Origin of the sequence: Exiguobacterium sp. ERU653 (assembly GCF_018617775.1) — a bacterium.
GTDB lineage: Bacteria > Bacillota > Bacilli > Exiguobacteriales > Exiguobacteriaceae > Exiguobacterium > Exiguobacterium marinum.
In genome coordinates, this window is sequence record NZ_JACSKV010000001.1 from 485266 (window position 1) to 500945 (window position 15680).

The window sequence follows — 15680 nt, forward strand, 5'->3', positions numbered from 1 at the left end:
GGACATGACACAAGAAATGGTCATCTATTTGGCAACAGAGAGTGTGTGGACATTATTAAAAATTGCAATGCCACTTTTACTCATCTCACTGATTGTCGGTCTCGTGATCTCGATTTTACAGGCCACGACTCAAATTCAAGAACAGACATTATCGTTCGTCCCAAAAATCATCTCAGTCTTTATTGGACTGGTCATCTTCGGACCATGGATGCTTCAACAGATTGAAGGGTTCACCCGATTGATCTTCGAGCTAATGGTTGAGGTTGCGTCGAAATGAATGCAGTCGATTTCATCAGTATGTATGGGTTAACGTTCGCGCGACTGTCTGGCTTTTTTGTCAGTGTCCCGTTGTTCTCGACGAAGCAGTTACCGGTCATGCATCGCGTGGGGTTCAGTGCGTTTTTAGCGTATTACGCGATGTTCACATTGACCGAGCCGATACAAATGACCAATGGGTTTGTGTTGCAAGTGGTATATGAGGTCGTAATCGGACTATTGCTCGGATTATTGATCAATATTCTCTTCTTTGCTCCGCAAATTGCCGGTGGGGTGATCGATTTACAACTCGGTTTGGCAATGGCTTCCGCGTATGATCCGATGTTTGGAGGGCAATCGCCATTGATCGGACGATTTTATTATATTTTTACGCTATTCATTTTATTGACGAGTAACTTGCATCTTCTGCTGATTGATGGTATTTACTATAGTTTTCAAATCTACCCACCCGGTCAACCGATGATCAACTTTACCGAAGCCTCGCTCATGATGGCCGTAAAAGTCGTCACGATGACGATGATGGTCGCATTACAGTTAGCGTTACCGATGATGGCGTCTTTATTACTTGTTGATTTAGCACTTGGTTTTTTGGCGAAGTCGGCACCGCAGTTCAATATCTTTGCTATCGGTTTTTCATTCAAACTCATTGCCGGGTTCTCCGTCATGGTCTTGTTGTTAGGGCTGACACTGACATCAATTAGCCAGTTCATTCCGTTGCTTCAAGAAGTGATGCACGATTTTATGCTTATACTAGGAGACGCGTCATGAAGAAGCCTCTATACCCTTTATCGGTCAATCTACAGTTTTTTGCAGGTGAAAAAACAGAAAAAGCGACACCGCGTAAACGAGAGGATTCTCGTAAGAAAGGGCAAGTCGCTAAGTCTGCGGATTTGACTGGAGCGTTTGCGCTCTTTGTAATGTTCCTCATGTTATCGTTTTTTGGGCCATTTATCGGTCAACAATTACTTTCGTTGATTGGAGATTTACTCAGTCCGGAATATTTATTGTTCAATGTGACTGGAGGCATGTCGGATATGGTGGTCGATTTGATGCTGCGCGTTGGATTGATTTTAGCACCATTCTTTATCGTTGCCGTCGTGTTTGGGATTTTGATCAACTACCTCCAAATTGGAGCGCTATTTTCGTTAGAGGCCATTCAGCCGAAGCTCGAGCGGATTGACCCGATTAAAGGGGTGAAACGCATCGTCAGTATGAAAGCGGTCGTCGAATTTTTAAAGTCCTTATTCAAATTTTTAATCATCCTGACAACCGCAGTTACTGTCCTTTGGCAAAATCAAAAAGAATTGTCTCGCATGGCCGTCGAACAGATTCGAGAATCGATTATCGCACTCGCGAGTATTACGATTCAGCTTGGACTTTGGGTGAGTGTCGCTTTACTCGCACTTGCGTTACTTGACTTTTTCTATCAACGTTTTGATTTCGAAAAATCGATTCGAATGTCAAAGCAAGATATTAAAGATGAGTACAAAAATTCCGAAGGTGATCCACTCATTAAATCAAAGATCAAACAGCAGCAACGAGAAATGGCGATGCGACGTATGATGCAAGAAATTCCAAATGCAGACGTCGTCATCACGAACCCGACCCATTACGCGGTCGTCATTCGATATGACGATACGAAAGACTTTGCACCACTCGTTGTCGCAAAAGGTGTCGACCGAGTCGCCTTTCATATTCGAGATGTAGCAAAAGAACATGACGTGGCGATTGTAGAGAATAAGCCGCTCGCACGAGCACTCTATGCGCAAATCGACATCGGTGAGGTGGTAGATGAGTCGTTTTATCAAGCGATTGCGGAAGTTCTCGCATTCGTCTACCAAATGAAGCAACCGTCTTGAGGAGGAGTATGTGTTGGCAGTAAAAGCGAAAGACTTTGCAATTTTGATTGGCGTCTTGATGATTGTCATTATGCTAATCATCCCGTTACCGGGCTTTTTATTAGATTTTTTAATCATCGTAAATATATTAATCGCGATCATGATTTTACTTGTAGCGATGAATGCCAGGGAAGCACTCGACTTCTCCGTATTCCCTTCTCTCTTATTGATTGTGACGTTGTTTCGTCTCGGGTTGAACGTATCGACGACTCGTTCGATTCTTTCGAACGGGTACGGTGGGGAAGTCATCGCGACATTCGGTGACTTTGTAATCGGCGGGAACGTCCTTGTCGGGTTCGTCGTCTTCCTGATTCTCGTCATCATTCAATTCGTCGTCATCACGAAGGGTGCGGAACGTGTGTCTGAAGTATCTGCACGTTTTACGCTCGATGCGATGCCAGGGAAACAGATGGCCATTGATGCTGACTTGAACTCTGGGTTGATTGATGACAAAGAGGCTCAGATTCGTCGCCGTAAAATTCAAAGTGAAGCCGACTTTTATGGGTCGATGGATGGTGCCTCGAAGTTCGTTAAAGGGGATGCCATCGCTGGGATTATTATTGTAACAATCAACTTGATTTTTGGAATTATCATCGGTGTCGCTCAAATGGGTTTACCGGTTGGACAAGCGTTTCAAACGTTCTCACTCATGACGATTGGGGACGGGCTAGTCAGTCAAATCCCGGCTCTCTTAATTTCAACAGCGACTGGGATTATCGTGACCCGTGCCGTCTCGGACGGGAACTTAGGAGAAGATGTGATTGACCAGCTCGGGCAAAACCCGGCGCTGCTCTATATCGCAGGCTCGATCGTCTTCATGCTTGGATTCGTGTCACCACCACTTCTTCCGGTAACGATGATTATCGCTGGTACCGCGTTCTTCGGTGCCTATACGATGCGACGTAACATCCGTCAGGCAACGGAAGAACCGATGATCGAGGAAGAACCTTCAACAGCACCGACTGAGTCGGTTGTCTCGTTGTTGCAAATTGACTCGATTGAATTTGAATTCGGATATGGCTTGATTCCGCTTGCGGACGAGTCGCAAGGTGGTGACCTGTTAGATCGGGTCGTCATGATTCGTCGTCAACTCGCACTCGAACTCGGGTTTATCTTACCGACTGTCCGGATTCGTGACCACTTGCAACTTTCACCGAACGCCTACCGAATTAAAGTGAAAGGGAATGTCGTCGCGGAAGGTGAGTTGCTGCTTGACCATTACTTGGCGATGAGTCCGGGGATTGAAGACCCTGAAGTATATGGGATTGAAACGACAGAACCGGCATTCGGGCTTCCTGCTCTTTGGATTGATGAGGAGACTCGGACGAGGGCAGAGATGAGCGGGTATACCGTTGTCGACCCCCCATCCGTTGTCGCGACACATTTAACAGAGACGCTGAAGAAACATGCCGCTGACTTACTCGGACGAGAAGAAACGAAGCAACTCGTCGAACATTTGAAGGAAACTCATCCTGTTCTAGTAGAAGATGTCACGCCATCGGTTCTCTCAATCGGCGAGATTCAAAAGGTGTTACGCCACTTGTTACAGGAAAATGTATCGATTCGAAACTTGCCTCTTTTGGTCGAGACGATGGCAGACTACGGAAAAGTGACGAAAGATGCAGAGATTCTTGGAGAGTATTGCCGTCAAGGCTTGTCACGTCAGTTGACCGATCAAGTGAAGCCTCCTGAGGGGCCGCTTTACGTGGTCACGCTCGGCGGTCAGACAGAACAAACCGTTCAAGAAGCGGTTCAGAAAACGGAGTTTGGGAACTATTTAGCCCTCGACCCGGAGCAAGCTCGGGAAATTATCGAACGTACGGGCGAGCAACTGTCCATGTTTGAACGGTATGGGGCATCGGCTGTGATTTTATGTTCACCGACAATTCGTCTATTCGTTCGACAATTGCTCGAACGGTATTATCCCGATGTTCCAGTGTTGGCATATAACGAATTACTCAGTTCCGTCGAAGTGAAAAGTATTGGGGTGATTTAAGATGCAGATTAAAAAGTTTACGGCTAAGACGATGGCAGAAGCGATGGCGAAAGTAAAACAAGAGCTCGGTGATGAAGCGGTCATCCTCAATTCACGACAAGTGAAGACCGGATGGTTCGGGCTCTTCGCCTCAAAGCAAGTGGAAGTCATTGCAGCGCTTGAAAAAGAACAAACGACCATACAGCCGCGGCAGTCTGTCCCGGTACGGACGGAATCAACGAAACCTGTAACACCTCAAACGCCACCTCCTCGCGTAGTTGGTGCACCGGCACCGAGGCTTCACTCTTCACTGCGACACGTTGAATCGTTACTCTCGACAGGGTCATTTGAAGATGAATCATGGGAAGAGACACTGAACGAGTTGTACTATACGACAAAATCCATAGAAGAGGTCGAACGATATGTGTACGAACAAGTCAAATCGTCCTTCATTGAACCACCGGATGCCAAACGATATGTAATGGTCGTTGGACCGACGGGGGTTGGGAAGACAACAACGCTTGCTAAACTTGCAGCGCACTTCAAGTTGAAGGAAGGCAAGACGGTCGGCTTGATCACGACCGATACGTATCGAATCGCAGCGATTGAACAGTTGAAAACGTATGCTGAAATCATGAGTATTCCGGTCGAGGTGGCGTATGACTTTCATGATTTTAAACGGGCGAAGCAATTATTTGCCCGTAAAGATATCGTATTGATTGACACGGCGGGACGAAATTTCCGTGATCCTGCATATGTGGAACAATTTCATGAGCATCATGACTTTACAGAAACGAGTCTTTCACTCGTGTTGAGTTTGACTTCAAAAATGAAAGACATGGACATGATCTATTCCCAGTTTGAATCGTTGCCCCTCAGCTCGCTCATCTTTACGAAAGCGGACGAAACGAGTGATATCCATGCGATGTACCGCATGGTGAAAAAGAGTGGTCTGCCGGTCGCATGGATGACGGATGGTCAAGAAGTGCCAGATGACTTGATTCGAGGACATGCGGATGCATTGACGAAACGACTGTTCGAGAAAGAAGGGTGGGCAAGATGGACCAAGCAAGGCGTTTAAGAGCAATTAATGGTGCCCATCCGACGACGATTGCCTTTGCGAGTGGAAAAGGCGGAGTCGGAAAAACGAACGTATGCGTCAACACAGCGATCGCCTTAGCCGAGCTCGGGAAACGGGTGTTGATTGTCGACTTTGACATTGGTATGGCCAACGTTCATATTCTTATGAATGCAATGAAGTCCAGAACGATGATTGAGTCTGTCAAAGCTCGTATTCCGTTGGCTTCAGCTGTTCAGAAAAATGTGTATGGTGTCGATATATTACATGGAGGGAGTGGGCAGGACCAACTCGTCCATCTCTCAGATGATGACATGCAATTTCTCATGCGAGAACTCGAAGTACTGACCGAATATGATTACGTCCTTTTCGATATGGGGGCTGGAGCGACGGACACTTCGCTCCAATTTATTGCCGGGTGTGATGAGATGTTTTTAATCTTGACTCCTGAACCTACCTCGTTAATGGATGGTTATGCATATACGAAACTGGTGCATCATCAGTATCCTGACTTACCGCTAGGCGTCATCGTCAACCGAGCTCAGTCTGGTGAGGAAGCACTTCAATGTTTCGAACGGATGGAAGTCGCATGCAAACAGTTTTTAAATAAAACGATTCGATTCCTCGGCTTTCTACCAGATGACGCATCTGTCAGAAAGGCAGTCATCGCACAAGTCCCGTTTTATCAATACAATCGAAAAAGTGATATTAGCTGGCGGCTCGAACGAATTTTGACAACGCTTACGGGGACGCCGCCGAAACCACGTCACTTGATGAATCGTTTGATGGGGAATTTAAGGAAACAGTGGAACCGAGTATAACGACAGGGAGGTAATAGAGATGGACGTGAACGAATACTTAGGGTTGTTTTTAGATGAGTCCCAAGAACATATCCAATCAATCAACACGCAATTACTTAAATTGGAGCAAACAGGCGGCGCAGATGTCGTACAAGAGATTTTCCGGTCTGCACATACCTTGAAAGGTATGTCTTCGACGATGGGATATGAACGAGTCGCAAATTTGACACACGAGATGGAAAGTGCGCTCGACCTCGTGCGGGGCGGTAAAAAAGAAAGTAACCAATTATTGTTGGATACGATGTTCATCGCTATGGAACAGATGGAGGACATGATTGCAGACATCGAAAGCGGAGGAAAGGGCGCGAACGTGGATGTTTCTGAAACGGTCGCCGGATTCCAATCATTCATCGGTGGTAAAGAGGCTGTAGTCGAACAAACGTCAGAGACAAATACGTTCGAAGTCGATCTGTATACGAATTCGGTCATCGATCAAGCGAAACAATCTGGATTTGAAGCATATCAAATCACTGTCAAATTATCAGAAGCTGTTGTGTTGAAAGCGGCACGGGCGTATATGGTATTTGATCGCCTCCAAGAGTTGGGTGAAGTCGTACGTACGTACCCTGAGACAGAAGAGATTGAACAAGAACAATTCGATTTGTCGTTTGACGTCTTATTCCTATCGCAGGAGACGACAGAAATGATTGAACACGCCATCGCCCAAGTATCAGAAGTAGAACGCGTTGAAGTCAGTACGTTCACAGAAAAGTCCGACAGTGAACCAGAAGTCGCTGTGACGGCCGAGACGATTGCCCCCGAACCAATCGTACAAAGTGTTCCGGATAAGGAAGAATCGAAAGACGCGAAGGACGGAAAAGAGCAAGTGGCAGCACAGGCTCAAGCAAAAACGATTCGCGTCAACTTAGAACGCATCGACCGACTCATGAACTTGTTCGAAGAATTCATCATCGATCGCGGACGATTAGAGCGCTTAGCTGATGAAGTTGGTCAACCTGAATTAAATGAAACGGTCGAAAAAATCAAACGTGGAACGAACGAATTGCAATCACTCGTCTTGACTCTCCGTATGATGCCGATTGAGCAAGTGTTCAATCGCTTTCCACGTATGGTTCGCTCGGTCGCAAAAGAAATCCACAAGAAAGTACAGCTGGATATCTCTGGTGCAGAAACAGAACTTGATCGCACGGTCATCGATGAGATTGGCGACCCACTCGTTCACTTGATTCGGAATGCGATTGACCATGGAATCGAACGTCCAGAAGCGCGTCTTCAAGCCGGGAAACCAGAGCAAGGTATGCTATCTTTACGCGCTTATCATGGCGGAAACCGCGTCTTTATAGAGATTGAGGATGACGGCGCAGGTATTAACGTCGACAAGGTTCGTTCGAAAGCGTTGGAACGTGGTGTCATCACGGATGATGAAGCGACGGCGATGTCTGAGAACGAATTGGCGATGCTCATCTTTGCTCCAGGTTTCTCGACGGCAGACGTGGTGACTGACCTGTCAGGACGTGGGGTTGGACTCGATGTTGTCAAAAATAAAATTGAGTCACTCGGTGGTGTCGTTTCCTTAGAGACGGTCACAGGGCAAGGTACGAAATTCCAAGTTAGTTTACCGCTCACTCTCTCGATCATCTCGGCGATGCTCGTACAAGTTGGCGAGGAGTCTTACGCAATTCCGTTGACATCAATTCTTGAGACGACATTACTCGATGAAGCAGATATTTTAACAGCACATCGTGAGCGGGTCTTTGACTTCCGAGGTCAATTGGTCCCACTCGTTTACTTGAAAGAAATGTTTGAGATTGAATCGGAAACAAAATCGCAATTCCCGGTTGTCGTTGTTCGTAAAGGCAATAAACTCGTCGGAGTCGTCGTCAATGATTTGATTGGCCAACAAGAAATTGTCATGAAACCGCTCGGTACGTATCTTGAAGGGATTCCGGCTATCTCTGGGGCGACCATTCTCGGTGACGGTCGCGTCGCCCTTATCGTAGATAGTAACGATCTCTTTTAAGGAGGAATATTGATGGAACAGAAATGGGTAGTCTTTTCACTTGAAGAAAATACGTATGGGATCGACGTGCAATCGGTACGTTCAATTGAGCGTCTTCAGCCAATCACACGGGTCCCGAACGCACCATCACATGTCAAAGGGGTCATCAACCTTCGAGGTGTCGTCACACCGGTCATCGACCTTCGTTTACGCTTAGGTTATGAAGAAATTGAGCCAACAGACGAAACAAGAATCTTAATCGCCTCTTTGAATCAGGGAGACGCAGGGTTCATCGTCGACCGTGCGAACGAAGTTGTCGAAAGCGATGAAGTACGGATTGAGCCGATTCCAGAATCGAGCCGCGATATGATTTCAGCACATTTGACAGCGATTGCCAAAGGGGAAGACAAACTCTTCTCTCTGATCGATGCGAATGCGTTGTTCGAGGAACAGTATGCTGAGTGAGTTTGAACAAGACCTGTTAAAGGAACTGGGAAATATAGGGTCTGGACATGCGGCCACTGCCTTGTCCGCCATGTTAGCGAAGCCGGTGAACATTACCGTGTCCTCTGCTGAGATGGAACCGATTATGTATTTACCTGATCGAGTGGGTGGTCCGGAGCGGCATGTCGCCTCGGTATTATTGGAATTAGATGGTGAGATTCGCGGAATGATCCTCATCTTGTTCGCAGTTGAAGACGCTGAACAGATGGTATCCACGTTAATCGGAATGCCCTACTCATTTGACTCTGGTGATGTACTCGGTCAATCGGCATGGGAAGAAGTTGGGAATATCATGAGCGGTGCATACGCCCGGGCACTTGGCGATTGGTTACAGACACCGATTATGATTCAAGTACCGGCAACGGCAATCGATATGGCAGGGTCCATCGTCGAATTTGTCGTCACATCGGTCCAACCCGAAGAGGATGCAGCGCTCTATATTGATACGACATTTATGATCGATCAAAAAGTAAGTGCAGGACATGTGTTGTTCCTACCGACACATGGGTCGCTCAAACGGATTCAAGAACGGTTGCTTAGAAATGGCTGATGTATTAAAAATTGGCATTGCCGAATGGAAACAGACAACTGCGCCGAATCGGTTACGTACAGCCGGTCTCGGATCGTGTGTGGGTATCATCTTGTATGATACCCGCCTCCAATTGGCGGCAATGGCCCATGTGATGTTACCGGACTCGGCGATTGCTCGAAAGAATCAAACGATTGAAGTAGGAAAATATGCGGACACCGCCATTGATACGCTCGTACAGTCTTTAAAACGAGAAGGTGCGACAAGACTTCAAGCCAAAATGGCAGGCGGCGCACAGATGTTTCAATTTAAATATGAGAACGAAGCGATGCGAATCGGTGAGCGAAACGCCGAAGCGATTCGCCAAGCATTAAAAGTTCATCGCATCCCGCTCGTGGCGGAAGATTGTGGTGGACATAACGGACGAACGATTGAATTTGACGTTGCCACATCAATTTTATCGATTCGGACGGTGAGCGTGGGTACGAAAGAACTATAAGGGGGGATCGACATGACGACTCATCTTACACAGTTGTGGGATCGCTGGAATACGGACCGTGATATGGATACAGCAAACGAACTACTAGCACATTACGAGTTTCTAATCCACTACCACGTACAACGGATGATCGTGACGCTTCCAAAGAGCGTCGAACGCGACGAATTGAAAAGTTTGGGTTACATGGGATTGTACGATGCCCTTATGAAATATGATCCAGAGCATAATAATAAATTTGATACGTATGCCGCTTTTCGGATTCGGGGAGCCATTATCGACGGGTTACGAAAAATTGATTGGTTGCCTCGTTCAGTCCGGGAAAAAGTAAAAAAAATCGACCACGTGGCAGAACAGCTTGAACAATCGTTGCATCGTGCTCCTACAAAAAGTGAATTAGCGAGTGCTTGTGGCCTTTCGGTTTCAGAGATTGAACGGACGATGGCAGAAGGGTATTTTGCGAATATGTTATCGATTGACGAAGCTGTGACATTGCAGGAAGAAGGGAAAGTCATGTCTGTCACATACTTTGACCCTGATTCCGAAAAACCGGAAGATACGCTGTTGCAGCGAGAGTTGATTGACGTGCTTGCGGCAGAAATCGATCATTTGTCTGAAAAAGAACGGCTTGTTGTTTCATTGTTTTATTTTGATGAATTGACATTGACCGAGATTGGTGAGGTGCTAGAACTTTCGACATCCCGTATCTCGCAAATTCACTCGAAAGCTCTGAAGACGTTAAAAAATGCGCTTGGGCGGTCCTATCTTGAAGAAAAAACATCGTGAGGAGATGAACAAGTGTATATTGTATATGTGATGACTGCTTGTTTGGTTGCTTACGGTTTTTTGTTCGGTTACCGCCAAGTTCAAATATTACAAGAGCGGGTAGAACGGCTCGAAAGAGAGAAGCAGGAGACAGAAACATTGCTTCTTTCTTTCATGGAGTCGATGAACGATCTCGTCGCTTCGGAGCCACCTGAACGCGAACTAAAGGTTAAAGAAGAAAGTTTACCTTTAACATCTGTTGAAGAGTCCAATGAGTCATTGAAAACAACGACAGATGAAACAAAATCGTCTGCGTCGGTTGACGTAGACGATGTCTTGTTACGGCATTCGGTCAGAGATGCTGCCCGAATCCTCGGAAAAGGCGAAGGAGAACTGGCTCTATATGCGAAACTTCGTAAAAAGTGAGAGTTGCCGGAATTAAAGACATATGCTATAGTAGTTCTCGGTGTTAAACACATCACACACGTCTCGGGATCATATTCCTCGGTGCCGAAAGGTCGGAATATAACAATGAACGAGGCGGAGGACTTTTTTAAACCACAAGGAGGAAATTTATCATGGCAGTAATTTCAATGAAACAATTGCTTGAAGCTGGTGTACACTTCGGTCACCAAACACGCCGTTGGAACCCAAAAATGGCGAAATACATCTTTACAGAGCGTAACGGGATCTACATCATCGACCTTCAAAAAACGGTCAAAAAAGTAGACGAAGCTTACAACTTTGTTCGTGAACTCGCGGCAGAAGGCGGAAACGTCCTCTTCGTTGGTACGAAGAAACAAGCTCAAGATACAATCAAAGAAGAAGCAATCCGTTCAGGAATGTTCTTCATTAACGAGCGTTGGTTGGGTGGAACACTCACTAACTTCTCAACAATCAAAAAGCGTATCAACCGCTTGAAGCAACTCGAAAAAATGGAAGAAGACGGCACGTTCGAAGTACTTCCTAAGAAAGAAGTCATCATCTTGAAAAAAGAAATGACTCGTCTTGAGAAGTTCCTCGGCGGAATCAAGGACATGCCTGGTGTGCCTGACGCTCTCTTCATCGTTGACCCACGTAAAGAGCGTATCGCAATCGCGGAAGCTCACAAATTGAACATCCCAATCGTTGCGATTGTCGACACAAACTGTGACCCAGATGAAATCGACTACGTAATCCCAGCGAACGACGATGCAATTCGTGCTGTTAAATTGCTCACTTCGAAGATGGCTGATGCAATCATCGAAGCGAAGCAAGGTGAAGAAGAAGTTGCTGAAGAAGCTGTAGCGACAGAAGCTGAAGCTACAGAAGCTGAGTAATCAGTGAGACAATAGGTGATAAAGGGAAAGCCTTTTATCACCTTTTTTTAGGACATGTATACAAGAAGCCCCGTGCTTTTTCTTAAAATTTGTAGTTTTACAAGGAGGAATTTCCGATGGCAGTTACAGCAGCAATGGTAAAAGAACTTCGTGAAAAAACAGGAGCAGGAATGCTCGATTGCAAAAAAGCACTCGTCGAAACAGACGGTGACATGCAAGCAGCAATCGACTTCCTTCGTGAAAAAGGGATTGCAAAAGCAGCAGCAAAAGGTGATCGTATCGCCGCTGAAGGTTTGACAGCAGTAGCAGTTGAAGGCAACAAAGCTGTGCTCGTCGAAATCAACTCAGAAACAGACTTCGTTGCGAAAAATGAGAAGTTCCAAACACTCGTTAACAACGTAGCGAAAGCAGTTCTCGCATCAGGCGCAACAACTGCAGAAGCTGCACTTGCAGCTGAGTACGAAGCAGATAAAACGCTTGAAACGTATATCCAAGAAGAGGCGTCTACAATCGGAGAGAAAATTTCACTCCGCCGTGTAGCAGTTCTTGAAAAAGCTGACGATGCAGTATTTGGCACGTACCTCCACATGGGTGGTCGCATCGGTTCAGTCGTTGTGATCGACGGAACATCTGACGAAACAGTTGCAAAAGACGTAGCGATGCACGTTGCTGCAGCACGTCCACTTTACGCTACACGCGATGAAGTATCAGCTGAAGAAATCGACCGCGAGAAGAAGGTCTTGACTGAGCAAGCGCTTAACGAAGGGAAGCCTGCTAACATTGTTGAGAAGATGATTGCTGGTCGTATGAACAAGTACTTCGAGGAGATTTGCCTCGTAGACCAAACGTTCGTAAAAGACAGCGACTTCAAAGTTGGTAAATACGTAGAATCAAAAGGCGGAAAAATCAACTCGTTCGTACGCTTCGAAGTAGGAGAAGGTATGGAGAAACGTGAAGAGAACTTTGCTGAAGAAGTTATGAACCAAATTAAAAAATAATCTGCGTCATGACATGTGATGCAACTAAAATTGGGAACACGTCTTTATAACCTTGAGTTAGTTCGTTAAGGGAGCGTGTTCCCTTTTTTCAAGCAAGAGGAGGCAAAGTTATGGAACCGAAATATAAACGAATTGTGTTAAAATTGAGTGGAGAAGCGCTCGCTGGAGATCAAGGTTATGGAATCAATCCTAACATTGTAAACTCAATCTCAAGTCAAATTAAAGAATTGATTGAGATGGGTGTAGAAGTCGCCGTTGTTGTAGGTGCCGGAAACATTTGGCGTGGAAAGACAGGCAGTGAACTGGGGATGGATCGGGCAAATGCAGACTATATGGGTATGCTCGCGACTGTCTTGAACTCGCTCGCTCTTCAAGATAGCCTTGAAACGTACGGTGTCCAAACGCGCGTCCAAACATCAATTGAAATGCGACAAGTTGCTGAACCATACATTCGTCGACGTGCTATGCGTCATCTTGAAAAAGGACGCGTCGTCATCTTTGCAGCCGGCACAGGGAACCCATATTTCTCAACGGACACGACAGCCGCTCTACGTGCTGCTGAAATCGAAGCTGACGTCATTTTAATGGGTAAAAATAACGTGGATGGCGTCTATTCTGCCGACCCGAAATTGGATACGACTGCAGTGAAGTATGACACGTTGTCTTATCTTGATGTCTTAAAAGACGGACTTCAAGTCATGGATTCGACAGCAACATCGCTTTGTATGGACAACCACATTCCATTGATTGTATTCTCATTGCTTGAAGAAGGTAATATTAAACGTGTCGTACTCGGAGAACATATCGGGACGGTAGTAGGAGGAGTCAATTCATGAGTGTCAAAGAAGTATTGAAAACAGCTGAAGAAAAGATGGAAAAAGCACATTCTTCACTAAAACGTGATTTCGGAACGCTTCGCACTGGCCGTGCCAGCGCATCGATTTTGGACCCTGTCCAAGTTGATTATTATGGTGTCCCGACACCGCTCAATCAAGTGGCGAACATCAATACACCGGAAGCGCGCTTGCTTTTGATTCAACCATGGGATAAATCAATGGTTTCGGATGTTGAGAAAGCGATTCAAAAGGCAGACCTCGGCTTGTCTCCATCTTCTGACGGAACAGTCATCCGTTTGGCAATCCCTGCCTTGACAGAAGAGCGTCGTAAAGAATTAGTTAAAATCACGAAAAAATATGCGGAAGAAGCGAAAGTCGCTGTCCGTAACGTTCGTCGTGACGCAAACGAAAACTTAAAGAAACTCGAAAAAGATGGCGAATTAACTGAAGACGATCTCCGCGGATATGCAGATGACGTTCAAACGTTGACGGATTCGTATATTAAAAAGATTGATGAATCTGCAGCAACGAAAGAAAAAGAAATCATGGAAGTGTAATCACGGAAGTGGTATACCAAAAAGCTGTGTGGGGACCCTTTTTCTGAGAGGGTCCTTCTTTCATACAATCAGGAGGATAACAGAATGTTTAAATGGGTGAATCCTAAAACGAAAATCGAGGCAGAGTTGAGTGTTCCTGAGCACGTGGCCATCATCATGGATGGAAATGGACGCTGGGCCAAAAAACGTGGTCTCCCTCGCATCATGGGTCACCGAGAAGGGATGAAGTCAATCCGTGAGGCGGTTCGAACAGCGCAGGAACTCGGGATTCAATCTCTGACACTTTACGCCTTCTCTACGGAGAACTGGACTCGTCCGGAAGAGGAAGTCTCGTTTTTAATGAAACTGCCAAAACAGTTCTTAGAGACGGATTTAAAAGAACTCCATGAACAGAATGTGCGGGTGCTCGTCGCAGGAGATACAACCAAACTTCCTCGAGAGACGCGTGAGGCCGTCGACGAGGCGAGAGAGCGGACCGTTATGAATACCGGATTGAAGCTTGTGTTTGCGCTTAACTATGGTGGGCGCGATGAGCTCGTTCAAGCGATGCGCAGTATCGCCGAAGATGTACAGTCGGGATTAATTCAATCGAATGCCATCGACGATCACTTAATCGGTGAACGACTCATGACGCACGTCCAAGATGTGGATCTCGTTATTCGAACGAGCGGTGAACAACGACTCTCTAACTTTTTATTATGGCAAAGCGCATATGCGGAACTTCATTTCACAGAAGTATTGTGGCCGGAATTTAAGCGTGAGCATTTTGTAGAAGCGATTGAATCTTATAACGCGCGCACGCGTCGTTTTGGTGGGGTGTAACATGAAGACAAGAATCATTACAGGGCTTTGGGCCGGAGCCATCTTTATTACGGTGATTGCGCTTGGAGGCAACGCATTTGTTTCATTGATGGGCATTCTTGCGCTCATTGGATTAAGTGAATTCACATTGATGCGACAGCATAAACTATTGGCATTCCCATTTTTAGTGACGTCACTCCTCGTGGCGTTCCCGTTCATTTTGTTGTTACTTGAAACGCAAATCGTTACGGACGAGATGCCGTTCACGATCGAACAATGGCTCGTGTTAGGACTTGTGTTATTACTATTTTGGACGGTCGTCACTAAAAATCGATTCACCTATGAAGATGTCGGATTCTATTTCGTCTCGGCTGTCTACTTGGTCGTCGGGTTCTCAAGTTTTGCTCTAGTACGTCTGTCTGACGATGGTTTGTCGAAAGTGTTGCTCATCTTGTTCATGATTTGGGCGACGGATTCTGGAGCCTATTTCAGTGGGAAGGCGTTCGGAAAAGCAAAACTATGGCCATCAATCAGTCCGAACAAGACGATTGAAGGAGCAATCGGCGGTATTGTATCTTCCGTTGTACTCGGCGTCATCTTCGTCTGGATCGATCCAATCTTACCAGTATTCGAAGTGATCATTTTAGCTATCGTCGTAGCCGTCGTCGGACAGCTCGGTGATTTGGTACAATCCGCTTATAAACGTCAGTTCGGAGTAAAAGACTCGGGTCATCTCTTACCTGGTCATGGAGGAATCTTAGACCGATTCGATAGTATGATTGCGGTCTTCACAGTCATTTGGGTGTTTAATCTGCTATAAAAGGAGTG

18 protein-coding genes are annotated in these 15680 nt (G+C 46.1%); all 18 read left to right on the top strand.

Annotated features, from left to right (window positions below):
- The first annotated feature begins 4 nt into the window (after nucleotides 1–4).
- Nucleotides 5–277, top strand: coding sequence for a flagellar biosynthesis protein FliQ (gene fliQ / locus KNO95_RS02545; RefSeq protein ID WP_026826235.1), 273 nt, complete (start codon nucleotides 5–7; stop codon nucleotides 275–277).
- Nucleotides 274–1044, top strand: a complete 771-nt coding sequence (fliR, locus tag KNO95_RS02550; protein ID WP_026826234.1) for a flagellar biosynthetic protein FliR — start codon at nucleotides 274–276, stop codon at nucleotides 1042–1044. The genes fliQ and fliR overlap by 4 nt, the downstream gene beginning before the upstream one ends.
- Nucleotides 1041–2135: a flagellar biosynthesis protein FlhB gene (gene flhB, locus KNO95_RS02555; RefSeq protein WP_214878225.1), complete on the top strand. Its 1095-nt coding sequence runs from the start codon at nucleotides 1041–1043 to the stop codon at nucleotides 2133–2135. The genes fliR and flhB overlap by 4 nt, the downstream gene beginning before the upstream one ends.
- Nucleotides 2136–2148: 13 nt before the next feature.
- Nucleotides 2149–4170 carry a flagellar biosynthesis protein FlhA gene (gene flhA, locus KNO95_RS02560; RefSeq protein ID WP_285801751.1) on the top strand — a complete coding sequence of 674 codons (2022 nt, stop codon included), beginning with the start codon at nucleotides 2149–2151 and terminating at the stop codon, nucleotides 4168–4170.
- Between the two features lies 1 nt (nucleotide 4171).
- Entirely contained in the window at nucleotides 4172–5230 is a 1059-nt protein-coding gene (locus tag KNO95_RS02565) for a flagellar biosynthesis protein FlhF (protein ID WP_026826231.1), read from the top strand.
- Nucleotides 5209–6048 (top strand): MinD/ParA family protein, encoded by an 840-nt coding sequence (locus tag KNO95_RS02570; RefSeq protein ID WP_034771109.1) that lies wholly within the window; start codon nucleotides 5209–5211, stop codon nucleotides 6046–6048. The genes KNO95_RS02565 and KNO95_RS02570 overlap by 22 nt, the downstream gene beginning before the upstream one ends.
- 19 nt (nucleotides 6049–6067) lie before the next feature.
- Nucleotides 6068–8068 (top strand): chemotaxis protein CheA, encoded by a 2001-nt coding sequence (locus tag KNO95_RS02575; RefSeq protein ID WP_214702238.1) that lies wholly within the window; start codon nucleotides 6068–6070, stop codon nucleotides 8066–8068.
- A 12-nt stretch (nucleotides 8069–8080) separates the two neighbouring features.
- On the top strand, nucleotides 8081–8512 hold the full coding sequence (locus tag KNO95_RS02580) for a chemotaxis protein CheW (protein ID WP_026826228.1): 432 nt from the start codon (nucleotides 8081–8083) through the stop codon (nucleotides 8510–8512).
- Nucleotides 8502–9101: a chemotaxis protein CheC gene (locus tag KNO95_RS02585; protein WP_026826227.1), complete on the top strand. Its 600-nt coding sequence runs from the start codon at nucleotides 8502–8504 to the stop codon at nucleotides 9099–9101. Before KNO95_RS02580 ends, KNO95_RS02585 begins: the two co-directional genes overlap by 11 nt.
- The gene (locus KNO95_RS02590; RefSeq protein WP_026826226.1) at nucleotides 9094–9579 is read left to right on the top strand and encodes a chemotaxis protein CheD; all 486 of its coding nucleotides are present in this window, start codon (nucleotides 9094–9096) and stop codon (nucleotides 9577–9579) included. The genes KNO95_RS02585 and KNO95_RS02590 overlap by 8 nt, the downstream gene beginning before the upstream one ends.
- A 12-nt stretch (nucleotides 9580–9591) precedes the next feature.
- A complete protein-coding gene (locus tag KNO95_RS02595) occupies nucleotides 9592–10362 on the top strand; it encodes a FliA/WhiG family RNA polymerase sigma factor (RefSeq protein ID WP_026826225.1) in 771 nt (256 codons plus the stop codon).
- Nucleotides 10363–10374: 12 nt separating this feature from the next.
- A complete protein-coding gene (locus KNO95_RS02600; protein WP_214878229.1) occupies nucleotides 10375–10767 on the top strand; it encodes a hypothetical protein in 393 nt (130 codons plus the stop codon).
- A gap of 152 nt (nucleotides 10768–10919) precedes the next feature.
- Complete coding sequence (gene rpsB / locus KNO95_RS02605) at nucleotides 10920–11660, top strand: 30S ribosomal protein S2 (RefSeq protein ID WP_015881415.1); 741 nt, start codon at nucleotides 10920–10922, stop codon at nucleotides 11658–11660.
- A 116-nt stretch (nucleotides 11661–11776) separates the two neighbouring features.
- Nucleotides 11777–12658 (top strand): translation elongation factor Ts, encoded by an 882-nt coding sequence (gene tsf, locus KNO95_RS02610; protein ID WP_026826223.1) that lies wholly within the window; start codon nucleotides 11777–11779, stop codon nucleotides 12656–12658.
- A gap of 110 nt (nucleotides 12659–12768) precedes the next feature.
- Nucleotides 12769–13494, top strand: a complete 726-nt coding sequence (gene pyrH / locus KNO95_RS02615) for a UMP kinase (protein WP_026826222.1) — start codon at nucleotides 12769–12771, stop codon at nucleotides 13492–13494.
- A complete protein-coding gene (gene frr / locus KNO95_RS02620; protein ID WP_026826221.1) occupies nucleotides 13491–14051 on the top strand; it encodes a ribosome recycling factor in 561 nt (186 codons plus the stop codon). The genes pyrH and frr overlap by 4 nt, the downstream gene beginning before the upstream one ends.
- An 84-nt stretch (nucleotides 14052–14135) precedes the next feature.
- The gene (locus KNO95_RS02625; RefSeq protein ID WP_026826220.1) at nucleotides 14136–14873 is read left to right on the top strand and encodes an undecaprenyl pyrophosphate synthase; all 738 of its coding nucleotides are present in this window, start codon (nucleotides 14136–14138) and stop codon (nucleotides 14871–14873) included.
- Between the two features lies 1 nt (nucleotide 14874).
- A complete protein-coding gene (locus tag KNO95_RS02630; protein ID WP_026826219.1) occupies nucleotides 14875–15672 on the top strand; it encodes a phosphatidate cytidylyltransferase in 798 nt (265 codons plus the stop codon).
- Nucleotides 15673–15680: the final 8 nt, after the last annotated feature.